Here is a 26,946-nt window from a genome sequence, read left to right as displayed (position 1 = left end):
CCCTCCGACAAACCGCGACTGGCTCAACCCAACGGTGGATTCAACCGGCCTCCTCGAAAGCAGCCGTTCGAATCGGGGCCAACGAACTGGTCGGCCCCGATCTTCGGGGCGTGCTGTAACGGCTACCGAGTCCGATCGCGACGTATCATCGCCGACAGGATATATCCGGCGATTCGTGGATTCTCCTTGATTCGCCGAGTGCTGTAGCCATACCAGTCATGCCCGTACGGCACATAGACGCGCACATGGAATCCTTGCGCAAGCAAAGCGTCACGCAGCGGTTCGCACACCCCCAGTAACATCTGGAACTCGAATCGTGACCTGTCGATTTGCTCGCGTTGCAGCCAGTTGATCAGCGCATCGATCAATTGTGCATCGTGCGTTGCAATGCCGACGAATGATCCTGCCTGAATAGCAGTCAGGACGTGCCGAATGAAGTGGGAATTGATCGCGGCCCGATCCATCGATGCGCCCTCGACAAGATGCTCCTTTGCCTCTGCATAAATCCCCTTGCAAATACGCATGCGACTCTTGCGCGCCTGCAGCGGAACGATGTCATCGTGTGTGCGCGTCAAATACGCTTGTAGTGCGATTCCGACTGGATACCCGTCGGAATCGAGCTTCAAGAACGCGTCGAGCGTTTTCTGGGTGCAACTGGTGTCTTCCATGTCGATGCACGCGCTGATCCCCTGCGATGCAGCCGCTCGCAGAATCACCGAGACTCGCGCCATGCAAGCGTCTTCGTCGAGATGCAACCCCAGCGCGGTCAACTTTATCGACAGCTCGGTGGGCTCATTTTGCGCGTCGAACGCCTGGATCAGATTGAGATAATCGCGAGTCATCGACTCGGCCTGATCCGACGACGACGCCGTCTCGCCCAACACATCGACGGTTGTTCTGAAGCCTGCTGCGTGGAGCGCGTGGATGCGCGTACGGGCATCGCCAAGCGTTTCGCCGGCAATATAGCGGCGGGAGATCTTGCGGATCAGTGAACGGGGAACGAGCGGGATGGCGTGAGCTGCCATCGTATTAAAAATACGCATGCTGTGGTCTCATGAAAACGCAGTCGCACGAATCTGGAGGTGATAAACCGATTCGAGCGACATCTCCGGACTGTTGTCGACAACAGTCCGGGACGAATGCCATGGCGGATGCAATCATTGCATCGGCGCAGGCTTTCAGTGCGTTTTCGAGGGAGGCCAGGCAGCTGCGTACATTGTTCGAGTGGACTCAGTACAAGGTCGGGTGGAGCCTGCTTTCGCTACGTCAGTCAGGCACCGCGAATCGTAGCATGAACGTGCCGTGGTCATAAGAGCGGCTAACACCTGGATATGATGCTGCGGGCGTCGTATCGTCTACGGCATGGCAAGACGCAAAATCAGTAACGAATGATGGGTGGCGCTGGAGCCGCTGATTCCGGAGTTCACGCCATCGCCCAGGGGTGGTCTGCGGCGCACAGTCGATGATCGCGCAGCGCTGAACGGTATCTTGTATGTATTGCAGACGGGCATTCCGTGGGAAGACCTTCCGCAGGAGTTGGGCTTCGGCAGTGGCATGACATGCTGGCGACGTCTGCGAGACTGGCAAGCGGCCGGCGTATGGCATCGACTGCGAGAGCACGACCAGATCGATCGGGAGCGTTCGAACCTAGATGGAGCCGGCGTCTCCAGCCCCCGGGGGGCCAAGAAACCGGCCCCAACCCGACGGACCGAGGCAAGCTCGGATCGAAACGACACATAACGCAGCGGTTTCGCGGACGCCGGCAATCGTCATCCCCGCGCGCACGACGCTGCGTTACAAGGCTGAGCCGTTAGCAAGCGGTGTCGGATATATTCAGCAGGTTCTCGATCATCAAGGTAGCCATTCAATGGAATCACGACGCAAGACAGTGGGCGTGGTCGCGCCTGCGGGTGTGCCCGATCCGGAAGGCATCGCGCGTGGCATTGCGCTCGTCGAAAGTTGGGGCTTCGAGGTCAGGGCGGGCGCGCATCTCGGCAGCCGGTACCGCTATTTCGCCGGTACCGCCGAGGAGCGCGCGGACGACCTGCGGCGCACCCTGATGGATCCGTCGATCGAGATCGTGTGGCTCGCGCGGGGGGGATTCGGTTGCGCGCATTTGCTTGAGCACTTGCCCGACGAGATCGCAACGCCAAAGTCGATCATCGGCTTTTCCGACGCGACGTCACTGTTCTGCGCACTCGCGGATCGGCCCGGCGTGCGTTTGCTGCATGGCCCGACATTTCACAGTCTGGCGACCAAGGTCGACGACGCGACGCGCGCCGACATTCGCGCTGTGCTGACCGGCGACGAACGCCCCGCGCTGAGTCTGCGGCATTTGTCCGGCGCCCCTGGTGCAGTGCGGGGACGTCTGTGCGGCGGCAACGTGACGGTACTCGCGAGCGTCGCGGGTACGCGCTGGTCGCTTCGCTCACACGACGCGATCGTACTGCTGGAGGACGTGACGGAGTTCGGCTACCGGCTCGACCGCAGCCTGACGCAACTGCGTCTGAGCGGCGCGTTCGACGGAGCCCGTGCGTTCGTGCTCGGGCAATTCACGCGCTGCCCGATCCCGGACGGCGCGGATTTCACGCTCGAGCAGATGCTTGTCGACGTGCTGGGCGGCTTCGGCCTGCCGATCTACTCGGGTCTGCCGATCGGACATGAACACCGCAACATCACTTGGCAATACGGCAACCAGGCTGCCATCGAGAACAGCGCGATCCGGTTCGTCGCGTAGCGTCGAATCTAGAAGGACAGGAACGCGTATTCAAAGCCGGCTGTCCCGGGCACAGGCACAAGGGCCGGTGCCCGGTCGAATACCGGAAGCGTCTCGGAATTGCGGCATATACCCGTCCAAGATTTTTGCCGTCCCGCGCCCCGCGCGGTCAAGATTCGTTGAACGCCAACACCTTGATTTCATCTGTTCCCGCAGCCTTCCATGTATGCCAGCTTAGAGTCGCCAACACAAGTCATCCACGAATCTAGAGCAGATGACGGCGGCAGCCAGAGCGAGCAAAGCGGCATGAATATCGAGGCGGCGCTCGAAGCGAATCCGGAGCTTGCCGAAACCATCAAACCAGGCATGTGTGCGCTCGACGACCCAACGATGACGCCCGAGCCGCTCACTGCTTTCGATACCACGGCATCCTATCTCGCTCACCGACTCCTCTCAGGCAGCCTGAAATTCGTTTCGGTAGGCGAATAAACCAGGTAATCCCCCGGTCATGATGAAGAGGATGTTTTTATCAGATGCGTAACGACCTGATGTGATGCCTTCAATCAGCCCCGCAAACGCCTTGCCGCTATAAACAGGATCGAGCAAGAGCCCTTCTTGCGAGGCCAGCAACCGGACGGCCCGGCGCATGGAGTCCGTCGGCATCCCGTAGCCCGGGCCGAGTTGCGAGGAGTCGACGCGAACGGCATCGGGCGAGATATCCCTGTCGCATTGGAGGATACGCGCCGTCTGCCGCACCTTGTCGAGCGTGGTGCGATGAGCGTCGGCGGCTGGGGCATAGACGGTGTAGGCGTCGACTTCGATCATGCCGCTCCCGAGCGCCGCGAGCCCGGCAACCAGCCCGGCATGTGTGCCGCCACTTCCGTTGGGTACGACGATGCGATCGAAGAGCAGGCCGTGTGCCTGGGACTGCTGCACGATTTCGGCTGCGCACGCGGCATAGGCGACGCAGCCAGTCGGACTCGATCCACCGAAGGGACAGACATAGACCCGGTGGCCTGCGGCACGCAATTCGCCCGCACGCGCAACAGCGTATGCCATCGCATCGGCCGAAGCCGATAAATCGTGCACATGCGCGTTGAACAGGCTATCGAGCAGGACGTTGCCGCTTTCGATGTAGTCGGCGTCGTCGCGCGGCACGGATCGTGTGAGAACGACCTCACATCGCATGCCCGCGCGGGCTGCCGCAGCCGCGGTCAGTCGCGCGTGATTCGATTGCCTCGCCCCCACCGTAATGACCGTGTCTGCGCCGCCCTGCAATGCCTCGCCAATCAGGAGTTCCAGCTTCCGCAACTTGTTGCCGCCGCCGCCCACGCCCGCCACATCTTCCCGCTTGACATAAATGTTCGCCCCGCCGAGATGCATGCTCAAGCGCGGCAGAGCGTGAATCGGTGTCGGGCCGTCGAGCAGACGGTAACGCGGTACCCGGATCGAATCGAAGCCGAACAGTCCCTCGAGATGCGCTCGCGCAAGGCGCGCGGATGCGGCTGACGTGTCGAAAGTCATGCGGGCACCTTGTGGCGATTCATGCCTGCAAGACAGATCTGCTCGCACAGTTGCGGGAACGCAATACCGGATGCAGCCGCGGACTGCGGGAGCAGGCTCGTGACGGTCATGCCTGGCAGCGTATTCACCTCGAGACACCAAAGATTTCCCTGCGCGTCGAGCCTGAGGTCAGTCCGGCTGTAGCCGTCGAGTTCCAGCAGCGCATGAGCGCGCAAGGCGATTCGTTGCGCCGTTTCGAGCGTAGCCGCCGGCAAGCTCGCCGGAAATTGTTCGAGTACATCGCCGGCCTGATACTTCGACCGGTAATCGAAAACTTCATCCGCCTCGACGAAGATTTCACCGACACTCAACGCCTGCGTGCCCAGCACGCCGACCGTGAGTTCTCGGCCCGCAATGAACTGCTCCACCATCACCTGCGTGTCGAACCGGCGAGCGAGGCGCACCGCGTCTCCCAGCGCTTCGGGAGCATGCACCAGCGACAGGCCGACCGTCGAGCCCTGCCGATTCGGTTTGACGATGAGCGGATAGCCGACGCGCCGGGTTATCTCATCGGAGTCGCATGGCAGCATCAACCAGCGCGGCGTGCGGATGCCGCCCGCAGTAAACAGGCTCTTTGCCACGTTCTTGTTCATGGCAATCGCACTACCCATTTGCCCGCTGCCCGTATAAGGCAGGCCCGCCATGTCGAGCATCGCCTGAATGGTGCCGTCTTCCCCTGCTCCGCCGTGCAGTGCGAGAAATACGACATCGGCATCGGTCAGTTCGCGAAAACGGAGCAGGTCGAAAACAGCCGACGGCAATTGATCCAATACGTCGGGCTGCGGCGGGGAGTCGGTCACTCGGAATGTCAGCATGCGCGCCTCTTCTTCTACCGGGAGCGGGCCGCGTGCGGTGTCTATTGCTACCACGCTGTGACCCACGCTGCGCAGCGCCTTGACCACTTGAGCGGCACTGGAAATCGAGACGTCGCGCTCTTCGCTGGCGCCGCCGAAAAGTACCGCGATCTTGAGTTTGGAATCACGCATTGCTCTGTTCACGCGACAAAAAATAGTGGAAAACGCCCCGAGCAGGCGTCCTCCCGGGCCCATTGGCGGAGTGAGCATTCAGGGCCGGGGATTTCGTCAGTCATTGCGTTGCTGATGCGGAATGCGGCGGCGGCAAATCCGTCTTTTCCGTCACCGCCGGCTGGCAACTGTAGGGGGCAATTTCATCCACGTATACTTATCGTTTTTTGTGCAATACATTAGCCGTTTTAATCATTGATCGAGTGGAGGCAAGCGTTGGAAGTCGGGCGACTGAAAGCACTTCTCGAACTGGCGAGATCAGGGACGATGGCGGCAGCCGCTGAAGCCTTGCACCTGACGCCATCGGCCGTTTCGCAGCAGATCGCGCAACTGGAGGAGGATGCGGGCATCCAGCTTACGGAGCGAATCGGCCGTGGCGTCAGGCTGACGCCGGCAGGTCGCGCATTGGTAGTTCATGCCGAACGGGTGATGGTTGTACTGGACGAGGCACGCTCGGAACTGGTTCAACTGCGGCGCGAGATAGTCGGGGAACTACGCGTTGCCGCGTTTCCTTCGATTGCTTCTCTTGTCCTTCCTGATACGGTCAAAAGGCTAGAGCTCGCGCATCCGCGGCTGGAAATCGGACTTGAGGAGCTGGAGCCCATCGACGCAGTCGCGGCACTGCGGGCGTGGCGAACCGACATCGCGCTGATCGACGATCTTTCGATCGAAGCGGGCAAGGACCGGGAGAACATCGAGCTTGTACCGCTTACGGAAGATGTGCTTTACGTGGCGGTGGCGACGGATCATCCGTTGAGCAAAAGGCGATCGCTTGGTGTTGCCGATCTCCGGCACGAAGCCTGGGCGATGGAATCCACGTGGAGCACCTTCGGCGATTTCGTCATCGACTTGTGCCGCCGCGCCGGCTTCGAGCCTCGCATCAACGCCAAATGCCGCGGCTCCGAAATGGTCGAAGCGATGGTGGCCTCCGGCTGTTCGGTGTCGGTTGCCCCCAGTCTGCGGGTACTGAAGGCGCCGGCCGGCGTGACGTGGATCAAGTTGAAGCCAGAGGTGCGGCGCAAGATCTATGTCGCGTATCGCCGCAGCGAGCGTAAACATCCAATGATCAAGGTGTTCGTTGAGGAAATCGTCAGAGCGGTATCGAGCGTTCCCCGCTAGATGAATCGACGACGGATGCCCGCCAGCGCCCTTACCAGCCGCGGCGGCGCATCAAACGTCATGACCTGTATCCGTATCGGTGCGGCCTGCCTTCGGGCCGGCCGCGACGATCGCGCTCGCGAATGCCCGCCTGCCGGAAGCGCGGACAAGTCACGACGCCCCCAAGCACCCTACCCCCTGTCCCCGAAGCAAACACCCCCCATCCCCCAACACCCCCGTTGTCGACCACCCCCATACACAAAACCAACGCAAAAACTGAAAGACTGAATTGCCGATCCGCGCGTGATTGACGCAGCTATATTCTCGACGACCAGCCCTTTAAACAAGGACTGCGAACAATATCCGTCAACCTACGTTCGAGACATTCATCCATGAATAAAACGACACGGCTGCTGCGCATGACGTGCGCACTCGCCTGCTGCGGCCTGTTCTCCCACGCGCATGCGCAAAGCAGCGTCACGCTGTACGGCATCATCGACACCGGGATCGACTTCGCGTCGAACGTCGACGGCCAGCACCTGTGGCAGATGGCGAGCGGCGTCAGTGCCGGTAGCCGCTGGGGGCTGCGCGGCAAGGAAGATCTCGGTGGCGGGCTCGCCGCTATCTTCGATCTCGAAAGCGGCTTCAATTCCACCAACGGCGGGCTCGGCAGCGGCCTCGCGTTCTCGCGCAACGCCTACGTCGGGCTGTCCGACCCGCGCATGGGCACGCTGACGCTCGGCCGCCAGTGGGATCCGGTCGTCGACCTGATCGAGCCGTATTCGCTGAACGACTATTACGGGGGCTGGTATTTCTCGCACCCGAACGACATGGACAACCTCGACAACGGCTTCGCGATCAGCAATGCCGTGAAATACACGAGCCCGACGATTGCCGGCTTCACCGCCGAGGCGCTCTACTCGTTCGGCGGCCAGCCCGGCCGCTTCTCCGACAACGCCGCGTACAGCGCAGCCGTCGCCTACACGAACGGGCCGTTCTCGGCCGGCGTCGGCTATCTGCGCGTCAACGATCCGGAGCAGGCCGTGCAGAGCTACCAGAACGGCAGCGGATACACGGACGCTGTATACGGCAACGCGCTCGAAAACGCGCGCAGCCAGAACATCGTCGCGGCCGGCGCCTCGTACCAGCTCGGCAACGTCAAGCTGATGGGCAACTTCACCGACGTCGATTTCCAGCAAGGCGACGACGAGCAGGACGTGAAGTTCCAGAACTACGAGATCGCGGGCACACTCGCCGCCACGAGCCAGCTCAATTTCGGCCTCGGCTATACGTACACGACCGGCCGCGATCACGCGACCGGCCAGGAACCCAAGTACCGGCAACTGAACGCGAGCGCCGAATACGAACTGACGAAGCGCACGGCAATCTACGCGCTCGCGGCACTGCAGATGGCGTCGGGCGGCGCCGTCGCGCAGGTCGCGGGCTTCGATCCGTCGTCGAGCGGCCGGCAGGCGGTCGGCCGTATCGGGCTGCGCCACACGTTCTAGGCGATCGTGCGAAGGGGCCGGCTTCCCCTGTACAGGAAGCCGGCCCCGGCATGACATCGATCGATACGCGATCAAGCGGCGACGCATTGCCCGCCGGCCAAGGCCAGCGCGATCGACACACGCGTCGAATCAGTTCGGCAGGCTGATCGCCTGCTGCTCGTCCTCGAGCAGTTGCGACAGCGACCCGTGCAGACGCTCGAGGCTCTGCGGCGGCAGCGCAAAGCTCGTCCAGCCGAGCCCGGTGTGCCGCAACAACAGTACCGCGCCGCCGTACAGCGGATGGCGCTCCGCGTACCAGCACGGATCCATCTCCGTCACGAACTGCTGCGCGCGCGGCGGCATCTCGGGCACCGCCGGCTGCATCGACGCGCGCAACAGGCTCAGATACTGGATGACCGCATCGACGTCCTCCGGATCGAGCACCGCGGCACCCCGTTCGATCGACACCAGCACCACCGGCTTGCCGTGCTCCTGGATCATCTTGATACTCAGCGGCTGCGTCATGTCTGCGTTCCTTGTGGCTACTCATGTCGGCCTATTATCGGCAGCCGCGCCACGTGCGCACCTGAAGATTTGGTGCAGCTTCATGAATTTATTTTTAGATTGCTTGCCGTTGCGACGAACGAATCGTCGCTGTCACGGTGCCCGTCGGACCGACGCACGATGACCTTGACGGTGCGATAGACGCCTTCGACGATGCGAGTGTTCAGTGGATCGTGGAGACGAGCGAGAACACCGTGCCGCTCACGCTGCAAATACTCGGCAAGCGGATGTCGCGCCGCAAACCGAGCCTCGCTTTCCCGCACTTGCGTGCCCCATACCCCGCCTCGTCCGCCGCTTACTTAAACGAAATTTCATCCATCCCGCGTCGTTTTTTAAGCGTCCGACGCCGGCCCGCATCCCATAATCGGCTCGCTACCTTGCCGGTCACGCATAGCGGCACGCATCGAGCGATGCGTCTGCGGTGCATGCGACCGGTCAATTCTTTCCTTCCGCGGACCATGAACCAACTGCAAGCGATGCGCGTCTTCACGCGCGTAGTCGAGTTGTCGAGTTTCAATCTCGCCGCGCGTCAGCTCGGGATGTCGGCAGCCGCGGTCACGCGCAGCGTCGGCATGCTCGAAGCGCACCTGAACATGCGCCTGCTGAACCGGACAACCCGCAGCCTGTCCCTCACCGAGACCGGCCGCGAATATCTCGACGGTTGCCGCACGATCATCGAGAAGCTCGACGAAATCGAGTCGAACCTCGTGCAGGTCACGCGCGACCCGCGCGGCACGCTGCGGATCGCCGCGTCGGCGACCTCCGTCGCGACTGGCCTCGGCGTCCTGCTGTCGACGTATCGCGACGGGCATCCGCGCGTCCGGTTCGACGTGACGACGTTCGACACGCACGTCGACATGGTCGAGGGCGGCTACGACGTGTGCTTCTGCGACGATCGCCGCCTCGTCAACGCGACCTTTGTGTCGCGGATGCTGACGAGCGTGCGCGACGTGGTCGTCGCGTCGCCCGAGTACCTCGCGCGCCACGGCACGCCGAACGACCCCGTCGAACTGAACGAACACAGTCTGCTGACCGTATCGAACGGCGCGGCGCGCAGCTGGGAGTTCTCGGATGTCGACGGCTCCTACCGCGTCTACACCGGCAATGCACTGGCATCGACCGGCAGCATGATGGTACGGATCGCGGCGCTCAATCACATGGGCATCACGCAATTGCCGCATCCGCTCGTCGCCGACGATCTCGCACGCGGCACGCTGGTGCCGCTGCTCGAACGCTACGAAGTGAACGGCGGTGCGCGCTGCATCTCGATGCTTTATCCGAGCCGCCATCATCTGTCGACCAAGGTCCGCAGCTTCATCGACTACGTGGTCGAACACTATCGCGCGCCCGAGCGCGCCGCCGCCTGATTCCGCCCAGGCCGCTCCGTCCATGTCCCACATCCTGACGATCGAAGACGATCCGCTGATCGCGGATCACATTACGCAGACGCTGCGCGCCGCCGGCCACGAGGTCGACGTCGCGCGCACCGGCCGCGACGGCATGGCCAAGGCGATGCGTGCCGACTACGACGTTGTGACGCTCGACCGCATGCTGCCGGATCTCGACGGGCTCACGATACTCGCGACGATGCGCGGCGTCGGCCTCGACACGCCGGTGCTCGTGATGAGCGCGATGTCGGACGTCGACCAGCGCATCCAGGGGCTGCGCGCGGGCGGCGACGACTATCTCGTCAAGCCGTTCTCGCTCGACGAGATGTGCGCGCGCATCGACGTGCTGATTCGCCGCCGGCCGCGCGGCCCGCAGGTCGAGACGCTCCTGCGCGCGGGCGAGCTCGCATTCGACCTGGTGCGGCGCCGTGTCACGCTCGGCGCGCGCGAGCTCGCGCTGCTGCCGACCGAACTGCGCGTGCTCGAATTCATGATGCGCCACGCCGGGCGGGTGCTCACCCGCACGATGATCTTCGAGGCGGTGTGGGGCTGCCGCTTCGATCCGGGCACGAACCTGATCGACGTCCACGTCGGCCGCCTGCGCAAGAAGGTGAACCGGCCGGGCACGGCACCGTTGATCCGCACGATCCGCGGCTCGGGCTACATGCTCGGCTGAATCCGGCCGCCACCTAAAACTTGTTTCATCTTTTTAGCGACCGGCTGTTAGGGGCCGCTGCGCAGAATGCGGTCATCGGCTGCGCATCGGTGTTTTCCCGAAGCCGCGCGCATCCGGCTCTTCTTCACGACGCTTTTGAACGGAGCAGCACCTCATGCTGAAAATTGTCCGGCTCGCGCTCACCCGGCCCTATACGTTCGTCGTGCTGGCGCTGCTGATCCTGATCGCAGGTCCGCTCGCGGCACTCCGCACGCCCATCGACATCTTCCCGGATATCCGCATTCCGGTGATCAGCGTCGTCTGGAACTACTCCGGCCTGCAGCCGGACGATATGTCCGGCCGCATCGTCACGTACTACGAGCGCACGCTCGGCACGACGGTCAACGACATCCAGCACATCGAATCGCAGTCGTTCCGCAGCTTCGGCATCGTCAAGATCTTCTTCCAGCCGACCGTCGACATCCGCACGGCCACCGCGCAGGTCACGTCGATCTCGCAGACGGTGCTCAAGCAGATGCCGCCCGGCACCACGCCGCCGCAGATCCTCAACTACAACGCGTCGACCGTGCCGGTGCTGCAGATCGCGCTGAGCAGCAACACGCTCGACGAGCAGAAGCTGGAAGACTATGCGGAGAACTTCATCCGCCCGCAGCTGCTGTCGGTGCCCGGCGTCGCGATTCCGACGCCGTACGGCGGCAAGGCGCGCGAAGTGCAGATCGACCTCGACCCGCAGGCGCTGCAATCGAAGGGGCTGTCGGCGCAGGACGTCGCGCACGCGCTTGCCCAGCAGAACCAGATCATCCCGGCCGGCACGCAGAAGATCGGCCGCTTCGAATACAACATCAAGCTCAACAACAGCCCGCTCGCGCTCGACGCGCTGAACGACCTGCCGATCAAGTCGGTCGACGGCACGACGATCACCATTCGCGATGTCGCGCACGTGCGCGACGGCTTCCCGCCGCAATCCAACATCGTGCGCGTGGACGGCCACCGCGCCGTGCTGATGAGCATCCTGAAGAACGGCTCGGCGTCGACGCTCGACATCATCGCGGGCGTGAAGGCGAAGCTGCCGCTGATCGAGCAGACGCTGCCGCCTGGCCTGAAGCTCGTCACGATGGGCGACCAGTCGACCTTCGTGAAGGGCGCCGTCAGCGGCGTCGCGCGCGAAGGCATCATCGCCGCCGCGCTGACGTCGCTGATGATCCTGCTGTTCCTCGGCTCGTGGCGCTCGACGCTGATCATCGCCGCGTCGATCCCGCTGGCCGTGCTCTCGGCGATCGCGCTGCTCGCGGCCACCGGCGAGACGCTCAACGTGATGACGCTCGGCGGCCTCGCGCTCGCGGTCGGGATCCTGGTAGACGATGCGACGGTGACGATCGAGAACGTGAACTGGCACCTCGAACAGGGCAAGGACACGCGCACGGCGATCGTCGACGGCGCGAAGCAGATCGTGATGCCGGCGCTCGTCTCGCTGCTGTGCATCTGCATCGTGTTCGTGCCGATGCTGATGCTCGACGGCATCTCGCGCTTCCTGTTCGTGCCGATGGCCAAGGCCGTGATCTTCTCGATGGTGTCGTCGTTCGTGCTGTCGCGCACCTTCGTGCCGATGCTCGCGCAGTACCTGCTCAAGCCGCACGCGTCGGCCGGCCACGCATCGGGCGAGCTGGCCGCGATCATGGATTCGCACGCGGGTCACGCCGGCGCGCACGACGTGCCGCCGTCGCGCAATCCGCTGGTGCGCTTCCAGCGCGCATTCGAGCGCCGCTTCGAGGCCGTGCGCGCGTCGTACCGGATCCTGCTAGGCCTTGCGCTCACACGCCGCAAGCCGTTCGTCGTCGCGTTCCTGTGCGTGGTGGCCGCGTCGTTCCTGCTCGTACCGTGGCTCGGCCGAAACTTCTTTCCGACCATCGACTCCGGCGAGATCTCGCTGCACGTGCGCGCACCGGTCGGCACACGTGTCGAGGAAACCGCGGCCGAATTCGACCGGATCGAGAACACGATCCGCAGCGTGATTCCGCCCGCGCAGTTGCGCGAGGTGGTCGACAACATCGGCCTGCCGAAGAGCGGGATCAACCTGACCTACAACAACAGCGGCACGCTGGGGCCGCAGGACGGCGACATCCTGATCTCGCTGTCGAAGGATCACGCGCCGACCGCCGACTACGTGCGCACGCTGCGCGAACGGCTGCCGCGCGCGTATCCGGGCACCACGTTCTCGTTCCTGCCGGCCGACATCGTCAGCCAGATCCTCAACTTCGGCGCACCCGCGCCGGTCGACCTGCAGGTGGCCGGCCCGAACCAGCCGGCCAACCTCGCGTATGCGCAGGAGCTGTACCGCAAGCTGCGCCTGATCGCCGGCGTTGCCGACCCGCGCATCCAGCAGGCCAGCACCTATCCGCAGTTCACGGTGGCGGTCGACCGGACCCGCGCCGACCAGCTCGGCATCACCGAGCAGGACGTGACGAACTCGGTGGTCGCGACACTCGCGGGCACCAGCCAGGTCGACCCGACCTACTGGCTCAATCCGCGCAACGGCGTGTCCTATCCGATCGTCGCGCAGACGCCGCAGTACCGGATGACCACGCTGTCGGCACTGCAGAACCTGCCGGTCACCGGCGCGAACGGCCAGTCGCAACTGCTCGGCGGTCTCGCGACGATCACGCGCGGCGTGGGCAACGCGGTGGTGTCGCACTACAACATCGAGCCGCTGTTCGACATCTACGCGACGACGCAAGGGCGCGACCTCGGCGCGGTCGCTGCCGATATCGGCAGCATCGTCAAGGCCACCGCGAAGGATCTGCCCAAGGGCTCGACCGTCACGCTGCGCGGCCAGGTGCAGACCATGAACGGCGCGTTCACCGGCCTGCTGCTCGGCCTCGTCGGTGCGATCGCGCTGATCTACCTGCTGATCGTCGTGAACTTCCACTCGTGGGCCGATGCATTCGTGATCGTCTCCGCGCTGCCGGCGGCGCTGGCCGGCATCGTCTGGATGCTGTTCACCACGCACACGCCGCTGTCGGTGCCCGCGCTGACCGGCGCGATCCTGTGCATGGGCGTGGCCACCGCGAACGCGATCCTCGTCGTCAGCTTCGCGCGCGAGCGCCTCGCCGAAACCGGCAACGCGCTCGCATCGGCGCTCGAAGCCGGCTTCACGCGCTTTCGCCCCGTGCTGATGACCGCGCTCGCGATGATCATCGGCATGGCGCCGATGGCGCTCGGCCTCGGCGACGGCGGCGAGCAGAACGCGCCGCTCGGCCGGGCCGTGATCGGCGGCCTCGCGTGCGCGACGATCGCAACACTGTTCTTCGTTCCCGTCGTGTTCAGCCTCGTGCATCGGCGCGATGCACTGAAACACGACGCACCCCGCGCTTCCTCCCCTTCCGCGTCCGGAGCTTCCCATGTCCACTGAGATCGAAATCAAGTCGCCGAAACGGCTGCCCAACCTCAAGCTCGTCGCCACGATCACCGCGCTGGTCGCGGTCGGCATCGTGACGAACGGCATCGTCGGCCGCGCGCACGCGAAGCAGGAAATGACGACGTGGTCCGCCGAACAGGCGGTGCCGACCGTGGTCGCGTACACGCCGACGACCGGCGCCGACGGCGCCACGCTGGTGCTGCCGGGCCACCTGTCCGCGTTCGAGAGCGCGCCGATTCACGCGCAGGTGTCGGGCTACCTGCATGCGTGGTACACCGATATCGGCGCGCACGTGAAGTCGGGCCAGCTGCTCGGCCTGATCGACACGCCCGAGCTCGACCAGCAGCTTCAGCAGGCACGTGCGGACCTGCAAAGCTCGCTCGCCAACGAGAAGCTGGCCGCGTCCACGGCCGCGCGCTGGACCAAGATGCTCGCGCAGGATTCGGTGTCGCAGCAGGAAACCGACGAGAAGACCAGCGACCTCGCCGCCAAGCAGGCGATCGTCGCGGCCAACGAGGCCAACGTGCGGCGCCTCGACGCGCTGGAGGCATTCAAGCGCATCGTCGCGCCGTTCGACGGCGTCGTCACCGCGCGCAAGACCGACATCGGCCAGCTGATCTCGGCCGGCGGCGGCACCGGCCCCGAACTGTTCGCCGTGTCCGACGTGCACCAGATGCGCGTGTACGTGAGCGTGCCGCAGAACGAGGCCGCCGCGATCCGCCCCGGCATGCGCGCGACGCTGACCGTGCCCGAGCACCCGGGCGAGACTTTCCATGCGACGCTCGCCGACACCGACGATTCGATCGCCGATTCGACCGGCACGCTGCTCGTACAGCTGATGGTCGACAACCGCGACGGCAAGCTGATTCCGGGCGAATACACCGAGGTGCATTTCGCGCTGCCGGCCGACAGCAGCCACGCGTTGACGATTCCGGCCAGCTCGCTGATCTTCCGCCAGGCCGGCCTGCAGGTCGCCGTGGTCGGCAAGGACGATCGCGCGGTGTTCAAGCCCGTCACGATCGCGACCGACCTCGGCACGCACGTGCAGATCGCGACCGGCCTCGCGCCCGACGATCGCGTGATCGACAACCCGCCCGACTCGCTGTCCGCGGGCGACCGGGTCCGGCTCGCGGCGCCGGCCGGCACCGTTGCTTCGGCCGCGCGCCACACGGAGCGTGCGAATGGCTAACCCGCGTCGGCTCTGCGCGATGCTCGCCAGCGTCGCGTTCCTCTCCGCCTGCTCGTTCGCGCCCGTCTACCATGCGCCGCAGACCGCATTGCCGGCCCGCTTCAAGGAAGCGGGCGGCTGGCAGCCCGCGCAGCCGGCCGACCGCATCGCGCGCGAGGGCTGGTGGAAGGCATTCCGCGATCCGGTGCTCGACCGGCTCGAAGTGCAGGTAGCAGCAGCCAACCCCGACGTGGCCGCCGCGGTGGCCCGCCATGACGAAGCCGGCGCGCTGTTCGATCAGGCGCGCTCGGGGCTGTTCCCGACCATCGGCCTCGGCGCGCAGATCTCGAGCAACCGGCAATCGGCCACGCGCCCGCTGCGCGGCTCGAACCAGCCGAACGTGTACGGCTCGAACACGCTCGACGCCGGCTTCGACTACGACCTCGACCTGTGGGGCAAGGTCCGCAACGAGGTCGCGGCCGGGCGCGCGAACGCACAGGCCAGCGCCGACGATCTCGCGTCGGTGCAGTTGAGCCTGCAGGCCAGCCTCGCGAACGCCTATTTCAACCTGCGCGGGCTCGACCAGCAGCAGCAGTTGCTGTCCGACACGATCGACACGTACCAGCGTGCGCTGAAACTCACGATGAGCCGGCACGCAGGCGGCATCGCATCCGATCTCGACGTCTCGCGCGCGCAGACGCAGCTCGACTCGGCACGCGCGTCGGCCGAGGACGTGCGGGCAAGGCGCGCGCTCTACGAGCACGCGATCGCGACGCTCACGGGTGTGCCGGCGTCGTCGTTCTCGCTGACGCCGGACCTGGGCGTGGCGTATCTGCCCGCGATCCCGGCCGGCATTCCAGCCACGCTGCTGCAGCGGCGCCCCGACATTGCCGCCGCGGAGCGCCGCATGGCAGCCGCCAACGCGAAGATCGGCGTGATGCGCGCGGCGTTCTTCCCCGACATCACGCTCGGGCTGATCGGCGGGTACCAGAGCTCGGGGCTCGGCCATTGGCTCAGCGCGCCGAACGAGATCTGGTCGATCGGGCCCAGCCTCGCGCTCACGCTGTTCGACGGCGGCCGCCGCCAGGCGCTCACGGACCAGGCGCACGCGCAGCTGGCCGAAAACGGCGCGCAGTATCGCGCGGTGGTGCTCGCGGCGTGCCAGCAGGTGGAAGACAACCTCGCGCTCACGCATCATCTCGGCGACGAAGCCGATCGCGAGCAGGAAGCGCTCGACGCGGCCGAACGCACGTTGCAGTTGTCGATGTCGCGCTATCGGGACGGCGTCGTCAGCTATCTCGACGTGGTGACCGCCCAGACCACCGAGCTCAATACGAAGGTTGCGATGCTGGAACTGGATACTCGCCGGCAACTGGCGGCGGTCGGGTTGATCGCGGCACTGGGCGGAGGGTGGTCGGCCGACGACGCAGCGCCCGGTGCGAAAGTGCCGGCCGCGACGCCGACGCGTTCGACGACCTGAACCCGTTGCGGCACGTGGGGAGCGTGTCGCGTTTCGATGCACCCGTCATCGCGACGGGTGCTTTTTTTACGTGGTCCCCGCCAATCAGAACTTGTGACGGATGCCGGCCGCGACCACCGCCTGGCGATCGTTGCCCGATGCGGCAAGATTGAAGATCCCCGCGTTGCCGAGCACCGCGACACCCTCCGCGCCCGTCACGCGCTGGTACACGCCTTCGAGATAGAGATCGGTGCGGCGCGACAGCGCATAGTCGGCCTGCAGCATGAACTGGTTCCATTTCGGCGCGATGCTGCGGCCCGCATCGTCGAAGCGGCCCTGCGTGAACGTATACGAGCCGCCCAGCGAGAACGCCGGCGTCAGGAAGTAGCGCCCGTTCAGTTCGTAGTTGCTGAAGGTCAGCAACTGGCCGTTCACGGCGCCGTACGCGCCGCCCTGCGACAGTTCGCGCGGGTCGTTCAGGATCGTTCTCGTATAGACGAAGCCGATCGTCGCATGATCGAACGCATAGTGCGCGCCGGCGCCGAACGTGCGCCAGCGGCCGCCCACGAGCATCGCATCGCCGTCCGAACTGCTCAGCGATCCGCCGGTGTTCTGCGGCGCATTCACGCCGCCTGGCTGGTTCGACTGCAGGTAGGCGACGGCCAGATCTACCGGACCGTTCGCATACTGCGCGCCGACGCTGTACGCGCTGTTATTGCTGAACCCGCCGCCCTGATTGCTGAAGCCGTACGCGCCGCCGAACGTGAAGCCGCCATAGTCTGCACTGCGGAATTTCACCGCGTTGTTCATCCGCGTGTCGTTGGCGAGGTTGTCGTTGTCGTAAGGGTGATCGGCGATGTTGCCGCCGAATCCCGAGCCCGTCGCCGACAGCGGCGCGACGAAGTCGACCAGGAAATCGTACTGCCGGCCGAGCGTTACCGTGCCCCATTGGCGGCTCGCGAGGCCGACCCAGGCCTGACGGCCGAACTCGTCGCCGCCGTTGCCGAGCTTGCCGTTCGCGACGTTGAAGCCGTTCTCCAGGGTGAACACGGCAGCCAGGCCGCCGCCGAGATCCTCGTTGCCGCGCAGCCCCCAGCGCGACGTGCTGACGTTGCCGCTCTGCACACCGTAGGCGGGCCCCGCGCCGGCCGCCGATTTCTGGTTGCTGATGTAGTCCAGGCCCGCGTCGATCGTGCCATACAGCGTGACGCTGCTCTGCGCATGTGCCGCGCCTGCAAGCAGGCACGCAACCGCTGCCGGGATTGCCAGATGTTTCTTCATGATGGTTTCGCTAGAGTGGATCGGTCTTCTCGCATCGCCGGCCGGTGTGGAGCGGCCGATCTGTCCGCGATGCGATGGCGCACAATTTAGGCAGCGGGCATGACAGCGCCGTTATCAAAACGGCCCGATTAATGAAACCTTCTTCATCTTCGCGATACGCCCGTTTCATGTCCTCGCAGATCGCGCGCCGGCGCATGAATTTCTTTTCACGTTGCGTATGCCGATCCGATAGCGCCCCTCCCCTATGCTTGTCCTCAACCCGATGCGCGACATCGACAAGCCGCGCCGGTGGATGACCCCAGTCAATCATCATGAGGACTCCAAACATGAAAACCGCCAAGATCGCCGCTTCCGCTCTACTCGCCGCGTGCGCCGCGCTGTCCGTTCCCGCGTTCGCTCAAACCAGTACCCAGGCGATGCAGATGACGCCTGCCGCCACCAAGGATGGCGTGCCCGGCGCGCAGGCCGCCGGCCAGTGGGTGCCGCCGTACGGACAGCCGATCCACGAGAAGACGCGTGCCGAGGTCTACGCGGAACTCGTGCACGCCGAACAGGACGGGCAGCTCAAGTACCTGGACTCCACGCTCTATTCGCATTGATGCACACCGCCGTGCGGCCGGGCGCGCTGCCCGGCGCACGCCGTCCGCGCCGCCCGTGGCCTCCGTGGCGTCCGTGGCGACGCCTCCCGCTCATCGCATCACTCGTCATCCATGAAGCTTCGTCCCCTGCTCGTTCGTTCCGCCCGTGTTGCGCTCGTCGCGATCGCGGCCGGCGTGATGCTGTCCGGCTGTGCCGGCGCGCAACCCGACGGCCCCGGCGATTGTGTCGGCCCGCCCGATTTCTGTGTGCCGTTCTTCGGCTCGTAAACGCACGACGGGCGCGCTGCCATCGGCAACGCGCCCGTTCGTACAGGGCACCGGCCCGCGCCGCGCGACTACGCGTCCGGCAGCGTCACCTGGTAGCCGTAGCGGCTCACCGTATCGATCCGGACATCGGGCAGATGCCGCGCGAGCTTGCGGCGCAGCCGCGACACCACGAGATTGACGCTCGACGGATCGACATCGTCCTTGTCCTGCCACACATACCGGATCAACTGGTCGCGCGGCACCGGCGCGTTCGGATGGCGCATCAGGCATTCGAGCAGCAGGCATTCGCGGCGCGTCACGGCGAGGCGCAACTTGCCGTCCTTGAGTTCGCGCGCGAGCGTCTCCAGCATGGACACCACCGCGACCGGGCCGTCCACGTCGCGCGGCCCGGCCAGCCGCTGCAACGCCTGCAGGCGCTCATGCAGCTCGATGAACGAATACGGCGCGCCGAAACACGCATCGGCGCCTGCGCGCAGCACGCGGATGCGCTCGCGCGCCGACGCCTGGCCGATCAGCACCACCAGGGCCGCGCCGCCGCCGTCGGCAACGAAACGCGGCAGCGTCGCGATCAGCGCGGCATCGCTGCCCGGCTCGAACGCGGTCGCGACAATCGCGTCGAAGGTCTCCTGCGACGCGAGGAACAGCCCGTCGCGCAGATCGTCCGCGCGCTGCAGGCTGTGCCCGCTTTCCTGCAGCGCCTTGTGCAGCCACGACGCTTCCGGGTGCGGCGAAGTCACGAGCAGCACGCGCATCGTCAGCGGGCCTCGCGGCGGGAACCGGCGCGCACATACGGTTGCATGCGAACCCCCGTCATCCCAGCGACCTCGGCCAGCATTCGATCGTCACGCGCGTGCCCGGCTCGGCATTGCCGATGCGCAGCGTGAAGTCGTGCACGTTGACGACCGTCGACACGATGCTCAGGCCGAGCCCGGCCCCGGCGAGGTGCCCGGTGCGGCGGCTGCGGTAACGATGCTGCAGCACGGCCTCGCGCTCGTTCGCCGCGATGCCCGGGCCGTTGTCGACCACGTCGATGCGCGGACCGGACGGCGTATCGTGGAGCTCCAGGCGCACGGTGTCGCCCGAGGTCGTGTACTTGAGCGCGTTGTCGAGCAGGTTCGTGAGTGCCTCGAACAGCAGCGCGCGATCGCCGTGAATCCGCGCGACGGGTTCGACAAGCACGACGAAATGGATGGCACGGCTGTCGGCGAGCGGCTCGAACAGTTGCCCGACGTCGGTGACGAGATCTTCCAGTGCAAGCTCGGCGAACCCGCCGCGCCGCTGCAGCGATCCGATTTCGGCGATGCGCAGCATCGCGCGAAACCGGCTGAGCAGCACGTCGGTCTCGTTGCGGGCGCGGGCGACGAGCGTCGCCAGCGCGGCATCGTCGAGCCCGTCCGCGCGCTCCGCCGCATGCGCCAGCAGCGTATGCACGTGCGCGAGCGGCGTACGCAGGTCGTGCGCGATCCCGTCGCAGACGCCCTTCACCTCGTTCATCAGGCGCTCGATTTCCTCGAGCATGTGATTGACCAGATGCGACAGCAGGTCGATCTCGTCGTGCCCGCCGATCGGCAGCCGCTGCCCGAGGTCGCCCTGTGCGATGCGCTGCGTGATGCGCCGGACCTCCTTCAGGCGCCGCATCTGCCGCACGCTGAGGATCAGGCCGCCGACGACCCCCGCCCCGAGGCAGAGCAGCCCGCCGCCGACCAGCGCCTGGATGATCGCCGCGCGAATCCGCAGGATGTGCGTCAGGTCGCGCCCGAGCACCAGCACGTCGCCGTTGGCGCGCCGCTCCGCCATCGTGCGGACGACCGGCGGCACCTGGTCGCCCGCGATCGTCATCGTGTGATCGAGCGTCACGCCGTTGCGATCCGGCCGGATGCCGTCGGGCATGGCCAGCACGTCGCCGGCGATATGCCTGCCGTCGGCCGTGAAGAGCCCGAAGTAGTTGGTGTGCATCCGTTCGTGCTCGATCCGGTGCTGGATGGCCGCGGCAAGCTGGCTGTCCTGGAGCGAATCGAAGTAGATCATCTGCCAGTCGATCACCACGTCGGTTTCGCGCTCCATGTCGTGCGTGATGACCGATGCGATGAAGCCGAGCAGCAGCATCACCGAAACGGAAAACGTCAGCGCATAGACCGAGACGAGCCGGAACGTGCTGGAGTACCAGCGGCGCTTCGGCGCCGGCTGGACGTGATGCATCGAGGACGTCAAGGTAGCGGACTCAGCCAAGGATGTAGCCTGCGCCGCGTACCGTCTGGATCATCTGCTTCACATCGGGCGGATCGATCTTCTTGCGCAGCCGGCCCATGTGCACTTCGATCAGGTTGGTGCCGGGATCGAAGTGATAGCCCCATACGGCCTCGAACAGCATCGTCCGCGTGATGGTCTGTCCGGCATTGCGCATCATGTATTCGAGCACGCGGTATTCGGTCGGCAGCAGCGCGATTTCATCGCCGTCGCGAAACACCTTGCGCGAGATCAGGTCGAGCTTGAGCGGGCCGACGGTCAGCGTCGTGGCGAACGGCGCCGGCGAGCTCTGGCTCCGGCGCAGCAGGACTTCCAGGCGCGCCGCCATTTCCTCGGGATCGAACGGTTTGGTCAGGTAGTCGTCGCCGCCCGCGCGCAGGCCGCGCACGCGTTCGTCGACATCGCCGAGCGCGCTCAGCATCAGCACCGGGGTGCGCACACCGACGCTGCGCATCGTGGTCAGGATCGTGAGACCGTCGACGACCGGCAGCATGCGGTCGAGCGTGATCACGTCGAACTCGTTGCCGAGCGCACGCGCCATGCCGTCACGGCCGTTCGCCACCCATTCGACCGTAAAGCCACGGCCTTTCAGCTCTCTGACGATTTCGTTCGCGGTGATTTCGTCGTCTTCGATCGTCAGTACGTGCGCGATGGCCGCACTGTTTTCGACCAGCCTGTCAGGCAGGGCCGGCGTGTTACCGGGGGAAACTGATAATGCCATATACGATTCTCGTCTTCAGCGAAGGGACGCCACGCTTCGACACCCGAAGGGCGATCGCGTTCGGATGCAGACTACACGCACGCGCGTAAATCGTGCGCGTCGACTTCATGAAGAAAGTTTCATATACGGCGGCAACGCCGGCCGGCGTTACCGGCCCGCGCCGTTGCGACAGGATGCCGCACGGCCCTCCGCCGTCGGGCGCGGGCGGTTGCAACCGCCCGCGCCGAAAGGTATCGGTAAAGAATCGTGCATCAGCTTCGGTGCGGCGCCACACCCGGCTGGTCGACGCGATGCGAAGCGACACGATGCGCTGCGTCCTCCACGCGCTGCATGCGTTCGGTCTTCTCATGCGCGAGCGTCGCGTCGGCAATCGCGAGCCCCGTTCCCTGCACCTTCGCGAACGACAGCACCGGTGAGCACACCAGCACGATGAGTGCGGCCATCCTGACGGTCTTTTTCATTGCATTACCCCGATGCGGGCCGCGCCGTGCGCAGCGTCGATTGATCACGTGTTCGACGATACGCCCGCGCGTCTAACCGTTCGGTCGCACGTGCATGAAGGATTCTTTAAGGTTCGATGCGTACAGAGAAGAACGCAGCGGCCGGGGTCGACCGGTATAAAACTTGTTTCATCTTCGCGCGGCCGTTTCGATAGTCCGCGGTGCCTAACCTTGGTCGTGAGGTCGACGTTGGCATCCCACCGTACGGCCAGTTCCCAACGCTTCCCAGGAGTCGAAGATGAAACATCCCGCCCGTTACCTCGCCTGTTCCGCGCTGCTCGTGCTGAGCTTCGCTGCGCATGCCGCGCCAAAGCTCACGGCGGCGCAATGCAACGACTATCCGTTCGTGCATACGCAAGGCCCGGTTTCCCATCGGCAACTGATCAACGAGCTGAACGAGCTGGAATCTGTCGGCTACAACCCGTCGTCGGGTGACGAGAGTAGCTATCCGGACGATATCGATTCGGCGCAGGCGCGCCTGATGAAGGAGTATCAGAAGGATTGTGCCGGCGCAGCCAACACCGTCGCGTCGAACGGCAACTGATTCGCCAGCTGCAAACGATCTCCGAGCTTGCGCGCGTGCCTTGCGGCCGCGCGTTTTTTTGTTGATGAAACCCCGCGACGATTCCGGTTGATTCCCCCTACAGCCGCGTCGCCCAAAAATTCCGCGCCGTACTCGTCAACCTCGACCAGGGCCCCGGCCGCCGCTCGCTCTCCTGCTCGGCCAACCCGCCCAACGCCGCCTTCATCATCGCGAGTTCGCTCGCGAGCACCGCATCGCAACCGAAACTGCCGGCCGCCGCAAGATCGACGATCCGGAGCGCCTGATCCACGCACATCTTCCCGTACGCATCCGTCGCATCGGCATCCGCGCGCGTGCCCAGCGTCGCCTCGGCGAGCTTGCTTGCCCACAGCGCAAGCGCGTCGACCGGCGCGCTGCCGTCGCGCACCAGCAACTTGCCGACCTCCATTGCGACGAGATGGGCATCCTCGTTATCCGCGGACGACAGGTTCCGGCCACGCAGCGCGCGGTTCCGGTGCGCGGCACGCAGCGACGGCGTCAATCCGGTCAGGCTCGCGATCCACGCTTCGGCGGCACTCAGGTACGCGTGCGACCGGATCGCCAGGTCGCAGTCGAAAACCGCATCCGCATGGGTCGTCGCATGGCGCATCGCGAGCAGCCAGCAACCGAGAAAGGCGCGATACGAAGCCGCCGGCCCCACGTACGCCGCATGGGCCTTGAAGAATTCGATGCACTGATCGGGCTGCTGCTCGCCGACCGACGGAAAACTGTCCGGCAGGTCGATGCGCAGGCCGACGACCACCCGCTCGACCGCCGCCACGCTGCGGCCGCACGCCAGCGCCAGGAACGGCATCGCGATGCTGAACGTGTCGCGATGCGCGACGAGCCGGTCGCAGCACGCTTGCCACTGCGCGAGCGGATTGCGCGCGACGACGATATGGACGACATCGGGGAACGCGCGACGCATCCATGCGAGGCGCCCGAGCGATTCGCCGAACCGGAACACCGGTATGCGGCCGCGATCGAACGCCTGGGTCATCAGCGTGCGCAGGAAATATTCGATGTCGCCCGCGTATTCGGGCGTCGCTTCTTCGAACTGGTTCGCCAGGAAGGCCATTTCGACGCGCGACAGGCCGGGCGTGTCCAGCCTGAGCGCGTCGGCCACGTCCGCCGCCGGTCGCTCGCCGGGGCACGGCATCGCGGCCGGCGGGCCGTCGGAGCCGGTGCTCACGTATTGCGCGTAATCGACCGATTCGACCATCGCGCGCAGCGGTTCGTCGTATGCCATGACACCGTCGAGATCGCGAAGGCACGACCACAGCCAGCCGTCGGTCGCCCCATATCCGGAATGCAGAAACACCGCTTGTGTCGAGTCCATGGCGGCCCTTGTCTCGTTGCGTTGAAGTTCGTCCATCCGATCGACCCAGTGTAGATTGCGGTGGAATTACCCGGTTTACGGGCCGCGTTACCGCGATTTACCGGCCTCACGCAGTCGCCAAGCAAGCGGGTTACGTGCCCGCCTGATCGCCCCCTCCTTTTTCCGCCTGTTTTCATTACGGCATTTGACGCGCGAATGTGCGATTCCCTGGCGCTTCGCACCAACGCATGGGTGCTCGCCGCCGATGCCGCCCATTGCTACGCGGATTGCGTCGTGAGTGCGCGCGCTCCGTCATGTCGATCAAATAGGTTGCGTACACAACCATCAAATTACATAAATGCCGAGCGGAAATCTGCGGTAAACCCGTCGTTGTGGAATCCCAACGGATCGAAAATTGTGTCGTGACCTAATGGCGGCTCCTGACGAAGGCCCGTCGCTTCGGCAGGAAGGAAAGCAGTTCCGTTACATGCCAGGAGAGTTCATGATGAAAGGTATCTTGAGGAAATCGCTGTTGTCGCTCGCGTTGCTGGCCGGCGTTTCCGCCGCGCACGCACAGAGCACGGTGACGCTGTACGGCGTCATCGACGAGTCGATCCAGTTCACGCACAACGCCACGCCTACCGGCAGCAACCAGCTCGGCCTCTACTCGGGCAACCTGTCCGGTAGCCGCTGGGGCCTGATGGGCAGCGAGGATCTCGGCGGCGGGCTGAAGGCGATCTTCCAGCTCGAGAACGGCTTCGACGTCAACAACGGCAAGATGGGTACGTACAACGGCACGACCTCGCTGTTCGGCCGCCAGGCGTACGTCGGGCTGCAAAGCGCCCAGTACGGCACGCTCACGCTCGGCCGCCAGTACGATCCGCTCGTCGACCAGGTTCAGGGGCTGACCGAAGACAACTACTTCGGCAGCACGTTCGCCACCGCCGGCGATGTCGACAACTACGACAACAGCTCGCGCACCAACAACGCGATCAAGTACCTGTCACCGAGCTACGGCGGGTTGCAGGTCGAGACGATGTACGCACTCGGCGGCGTCGCGGGGCAAACCGGATCGGGGCAGACGTGGTCGGTCGCGGCGGCGTACAACAACGGCCCGTTCTCGCTGGCCGCCGGCTACTACGTGGCCGACAACGCGAATTCGACGATCGCGCGCACCGGCTGGTCGTCGACTTCCGACGGCACCTTCGACGGCCCGGTGAACTCGGGCTACGCGACGGCGAAGTCGATCAATATCGCGCGGGTCGCCGCACGCTACGTCGCCGGGCCGTATACGGTCGGCCTCTCGTACAGCAATGCAGCGTACAAGGCGGACGCACTGTCGGCGTTCGCATCGACCGAGAAGTTCAACACCGGCCAGGCGTACTTCAACTACCAGGCCACGCCGGCGCTGCTGCTCGGCCTCGGCTACAGCTACACGCATGCGAGCGGCGACACCGACGCGTCCTACAACCAGGTATCGCTCGGCGCCGACTACAGCCTGTCGAAGCGAACCGACGTGTATCTCGTCGGCGCGTGGCAAAAGGCGACCGGTTCGCAGCTGAACGCGGACGGGTCGGTATCGAGCGCCGAAGCATCGATCGGTTCGTACGGCGTCGCCGGCACCGACAGCCAGGAGATGGTCAGCCTCGGCATCCGCCACCGGTTCTGATCGCAGCAGATGCCGGCCGTCACTCGCGACGGCCGGCGCACGACACGCTCGCCCCTCTCGGCAATCGTTTGAAATATTGCAGCCTCGATACGCGCTGAAATGCGCATTTCCCCGCGAAATTCCGTCATCTGAGAGTCTGCACGCTTCGTGATGCAGCATCGATTACCGATCCGGACCATCGCCCGCTGTCACCCTCGCCACATATCTCAATAATTACGGGCCACTCTTGCGCGAAGTCCAATTCATTCCGCTTACAACGCGTCCGTACCGGAGTCCTGAATATGACGAAACAATCTTGAAATTTATTTGACGATAGCGTGACCTATGCTTCCGTCACACCGCGTACCGGCCACGCCGATGGCGGCAGTGTTCCCCGATAGCGACAGTGAAAGGCCCGATCATGTATCACACGATGCGCATGGAAGTCTCCACCGAATCCGGGTATCCAGTGATCAGGTTCACGATCGACGGCCAGACCGCCGTACTCGGCGTCAACGATATCGACCAGATGATCCTGCAGCTCGCGACCGCACGCGCGGCGATGCAGCCTACGCATCCGGTCGAACCGCCGGAAGGCCAGTATCCGCTGCAGATCGACCCGTGCTGGCGGGTCGACCGGCTCGCCGATTACGACGGCGCCGTCCTGTCGATTCGTCACGTCGGGATGGGCTGGATCGCATTCGCGCTGCCCGCCGTCAACCTGACCAACCTCGCCGAAGCACTCGCGTCGCCGCCCGAAATGACCGCACCGGTCAATCACGCGATGCTGAACTGATGCGCGACCGGCGCTGACCGGCCCCGCCTTCCATTGGCGAATCCGGCCAATTTCAATTCGCAATCCGAATTACATGACGATCCGAGCCGACACGGCCCGAATCGTGTCTTTCCGTTCCTTTCTGACAGGACATGCTCATCATGCGAATCCCTTCTTCGACCGCCGCACTCGCCCGGCAACCCTTCGCCTACGCGCTGTCGGATTTCGACGCCGGCAGCTGGTACCTGCTGCCGGTCGACGCACGCACGATCTTCCGCTGTCGGCTCACCGGCCGTTACGCGACGGGACTGTCGCTGAGCGCCGTGTGCGGCAACGGCTACGCGGCCGTGCACCAGCTGGCCGAATCGCATGTCGACACGGTGTCACGCCTGCTCGCGCGCGATGCGCAGAACGACGCGGAACATCGCGTTCATGCGTTCGACGACGGGATCGACTGGCAGTGAAAACG

General features: G+C 64.9%; 25 protein-coding genes and 2 pseudogenes. 15 read left to right on the top strand and 12 right to left on the bottom strand.

All coding sequences use genetic code 11. The features are described from left to right. Positions 1-122: 122 nt before the first annotated feature. Positions 123-1,043: a proline dehydrogenase family protein gene (locus ACPTTF_RS34630; RefSeq protein WP_423372101.1), complete on the bottom strand. Its 921-nt coding sequence runs from the start codon at positions 1,041-1,043 to the stop codon at positions 123-125. 352 nt (positions 1,044-1,395) lie between these two features. Here ACPTTF_RS34630 and ACPTTF_RS34625 point away from each other — a divergent pair. Further along, positions 1,396-1,757 (top strand): annotated as a pseudogene (locus ACPTTF_RS34625) (transposase); the annotation flags it as partial. A 110-nt stretch (positions 1,758-1,867) separates the two neighbouring features. Beyond that, positions 1,868-2,737: a S66 peptidase family protein gene (locus ACPTTF_RS34620; protein WP_423372100.1), complete on the top strand. Its 870-nt coding sequence runs from the start codon at positions 1,868-1,870 to the stop codon at positions 2,735-2,737. A 213-nt stretch (positions 2,738-2,950) separates the two neighbouring features. On the opposite strand, the pseudogene ACPTTF_RS34615 reads toward ACPTTF_RS34620, so the two are convergent. The 3 genes and pseudogenes from ACPTTF_RS34615 to ACPTTF_RS34605 form a co-directional block, all read right to left on the bottom strand. Next, positions 2,951-3,151, bottom strand: a pseudogene (locus ACPTTF_RS34615) (transposase); the annotation flags it as partial. An 18-nt stretch (positions 3,152-3,169) separates the two neighbouring features. Then, complete coding sequence (locus ACPTTF_RS34610; protein ID WP_423372099.1) at positions 3,170-4,240, bottom strand: D-cysteine desulfhydrase family protein; 1,071 nt, start codon at positions 4,238-4,240, stop codon at positions 3,170-3,172. Then, complete coding sequence (locus ACPTTF_RS34605; RefSeq protein WP_423372098.1) at positions 4,237-5,265, bottom strand: D-alanine--D-alanine ligase family protein; 1,029 nt, start codon at positions 5,263-5,265, stop codon at positions 4,237-4,239. Before ACPTTF_RS34605 ends, ACPTTF_RS34610 begins: the two co-directional genes overlap by 4 nt. Before the next feature lie 255 nt (positions 5,266-5,520). On the opposite strand from ACPTTF_RS34605, the gene ACPTTF_RS34600 reads away from it, so the two are divergent. Together ACPTTF_RS34600 and ACPTTF_RS34595 are read left to right on the top strand one after the other, a co-directional pair. Beyond that, positions 5,521-6,423 carry a LysR family transcriptional regulator gene (locus tag ACPTTF_RS34600; RefSeq protein ID WP_423372097.1) on the top strand — a complete coding sequence of 301 codons (903 nt, stop codon included), beginning with the start codon at positions 5,521-5,523 and terminating at the stop codon, positions 6,421-6,423. 398 nt (positions 6,424-6,821) lie between these two features. Next, complete coding sequence (locus ACPTTF_RS34595; protein WP_423372613.1) at positions 6,822-7,910, top strand: porin; 1,089 nt, start codon at positions 6,822-6,824, stop codon at positions 7,908-7,910. 129 nt (positions 7,911-8,039) lie between these two features. Here ACPTTF_RS34595 and ACPTTF_RS34590 read toward each other — a convergent pair whose 3' ends face one another. After that, a complete protein-coding gene (locus tag ACPTTF_RS34590; protein WP_423372096.1) occupies positions 8,040-8,414 on the bottom strand; it encodes a hypothetical protein in 375 nt (124 codons plus the stop codon). Between the two features lie 497 nt (positions 8,415-8,911). Between ACPTTF_RS34590 and ACPTTF_RS34585 the strand changes: the two genes are divergently transcribed. From ACPTTF_RS34585 to ACPTTF_RS34565, 5 genes are all read left to right on the top strand, one after another. Continuing rightward, positions 8,912-9,820 carry a LysR family transcriptional regulator gene (locus ACPTTF_RS34585; protein WP_166958454.1) on the top strand — a complete coding sequence of 303 codons (909 nt, stop codon included), beginning with the start codon at positions 8,912-8,914 and terminating at the stop codon, positions 9,818-9,820. A gap of 22 nt (positions 9,821-9,842) precedes the next feature. Continuing rightward, positions 9,843-10,517 carry a response regulator transcription factor gene (locus ACPTTF_RS34580; RefSeq protein WP_166958456.1) on the top strand — a complete coding sequence of 225 codons (675 nt, stop codon included), beginning with the start codon at positions 9,843-9,845 and terminating at the stop codon, positions 10,515-10,517. A 154-nt stretch (positions 10,518-10,671) separates the two neighbouring features. Next, complete coding sequence (locus ACPTTF_RS34575) at positions 10,672-13,926, top strand: efflux RND transporter permease subunit (protein ID WP_166958458.1); 3,255 nt, start codon at positions 10,672-10,674, stop codon at positions 13,924-13,926. Further along, positions 13,916-15,121, top strand: coding sequence for an efflux RND transporter periplasmic adaptor subunit (locus ACPTTF_RS34570; RefSeq protein WP_423372095.1), 1,206 nt, complete (start codon positions 13,916-13,918; stop codon positions 15,119-15,121). Before ACPTTF_RS34575 ends, ACPTTF_RS34570 begins: the two co-directional genes overlap by 11 nt. Next, positions 15,114-16,580, top strand: a complete 1,467-nt coding sequence (locus tag ACPTTF_RS34565; RefSeq protein WP_423372094.1) for an efflux transporter outer membrane subunit — start codon at positions 15,114-15,116, stop codon at positions 16,578-16,580. Before ACPTTF_RS34570 ends, ACPTTF_RS34565 begins: the two co-directional genes overlap by 8 nt. Positions 16,581-16,664: 84 nt before the next feature. On the opposite strand, the gene ACPTTF_RS34560 is transcribed toward ACPTTF_RS34565, so the two are convergent. Together ACPTTF_RS34560 and ACPTTF_RS34555 are read right to left on the bottom strand one after the other, a co-directional pair. After that, positions 16,665-17,840, bottom strand: coding sequence for a porin (locus ACPTTF_RS34560; RefSeq protein ID WP_423372093.1), 1,176 nt, complete (start codon positions 17,838-17,840; stop codon positions 16,665-16,667). 10 nt (positions 17,841-17,850) lie between these two features. Then, entirely contained in the window at positions 17,851-18,153 is a 303-nt protein-coding gene (locus tag ACPTTF_RS34555) for a hypothetical protein (protein WP_166958466.1), read from the bottom strand. 13 nt (positions 18,154-18,166) lie between these two features. On the opposite strand from ACPTTF_RS34555, the gene ACPTTF_RS34550 reads away from it, so the two are divergent. Both ACPTTF_RS34550 and ACPTTF_RS34545 read left to right on the top strand, forming a co-directional pair. Beyond that, on the top strand, positions 18,167-18,439 hold the full coding sequence (locus tag ACPTTF_RS34550) for a DUF4148 domain-containing protein (RefSeq protein WP_166958468.1): 273 nt from the start codon (positions 18,167-18,169) through the stop codon (positions 18,437-18,439). Between the two features lie 111 nt (positions 18,440-18,550). Then, positions 18,551-18,706: a hypothetical protein gene (locus tag ACPTTF_RS34545; protein ID WP_162923038.1), complete on the top strand. Its 156-nt coding sequence runs from the start codon at positions 18,551-18,553 to the stop codon at positions 18,704-18,706. A 68-nt stretch (positions 18,707-18,774) separates the two neighbouring features. On the opposite strand, the gene ACPTTF_RS34540 is transcribed toward ACPTTF_RS34545, so the two are convergent. The 4 genes from ACPTTF_RS34540 to ACPTTF_RS34525 all read right to left on the bottom strand — a co-directional run bounded on the left by ACPTTF_RS34540 (position 18,775) and on the right by ACPTTF_RS34525 (position 22,135). After that, the gene (locus ACPTTF_RS34540; RefSeq protein WP_166958471.1) at positions 18,775-19,458 is read right to left on the bottom strand and encodes a response regulator transcription factor; all 684 of its coding nucleotides are present in this window, start codon (positions 19,456-19,458) and stop codon (positions 18,775-18,777) included. Between the two features lie 58 nt (positions 19,459-19,516). After that, complete coding sequence (locus ACPTTF_RS34535; RefSeq protein WP_166958822.1) at positions 19,517-20,905, bottom strand: sensor histidine kinase; 1,389 nt, start codon at positions 20,903-20,905, stop codon at positions 19,517-19,519. A 22-nt stretch (positions 20,906-20,927) separates the two neighbouring features. Next, positions 20,928-21,605, bottom strand: coding sequence for a response regulator transcription factor (locus ACPTTF_RS34530; RefSeq protein WP_347814773.1), 678 nt, complete (start codon positions 21,603-21,605; stop codon positions 20,928-20,930). Between the two features lie 320 nt (positions 21,606-21,925). Beyond that, positions 21,926-22,135, bottom strand: coding sequence for a hypothetical protein (locus tag ACPTTF_RS34525; RefSeq protein WP_423372092.1), 210 nt, complete (start codon positions 22,133-22,135; stop codon positions 21,926-21,928). A 277-nt stretch (positions 22,136-22,412) separates the two neighbouring features. Here ACPTTF_RS34525 and ACPTTF_RS34520 point away from each other — a divergent pair, with 277 nt between their 5' ends. Further along, entirely contained in the window at positions 22,413-22,718 is a 306-nt protein-coding gene (locus tag ACPTTF_RS34520) for a DUF4148 domain-containing protein (protein ID WP_166958477.1), read from the top strand. Between the two features lie 97 nt (positions 22,719-22,815). Here ACPTTF_RS34520 and ACPTTF_RS34515 read toward each other — a convergent pair whose 3' ends face one another. Continuing rightward, a complete protein-coding gene (locus ACPTTF_RS34515; RefSeq protein WP_423372091.1) occupies positions 22,816-24,075 on the bottom strand; it encodes a hypothetical protein in 1,260 nt (419 codons plus the stop codon). 481 nt (positions 24,076-24,556) lie between these two features. Between ACPTTF_RS34515 and ACPTTF_RS34510 the strand changes: the two genes are divergently transcribed. The 3 genes from ACPTTF_RS34510 (at position 24,557) to ACPTTF_RS34500 (ending at position 26,941) form a co-directional block, all read left to right on the top strand. Continuing rightward, on the top strand, positions 24,557-25,723 hold the full coding sequence (locus ACPTTF_RS34510; RefSeq protein ID WP_423372090.1) for a porin: 1,167 nt from the start codon (positions 24,557-24,559) through the stop codon (positions 25,721-25,723). A 385-nt stretch (positions 25,724-26,108) separates the two neighbouring features. Next, positions 26,109-26,498 (top strand): hypothetical protein, encoded by a 390-nt coding sequence (locus ACPTTF_RS34505; protein ID WP_423372089.1) that lies wholly within the window; start codon positions 26,109-26,111, stop codon positions 26,496-26,498. 140 nt (positions 26,499-26,638) lie between these two features. Beyond that, positions 26,639-26,941 (top strand): hypothetical protein, encoded by a 303-nt coding sequence (locus ACPTTF_RS34500; RefSeq protein WP_423372088.1) that lies wholly within the window; start codon positions 26,639-26,641, stop codon positions 26,939-26,941. Positions 26,942-26,946: the final 5 nt, after the last annotated feature.

Origin of the sequence: Burkholderia crassaminum, from assembly GCF_964265005.1 — a bacterium.
Lineage (GTDB): Bacteria > Pseudomonadota > Gammaproteobacteria > Burkholderiales > Burkholderiaceae > Burkholderia.
Note: the sequence above shows the minus strand (reverse complement) of the source record. Positions and strands in the feature narration are given on the sequence as shown.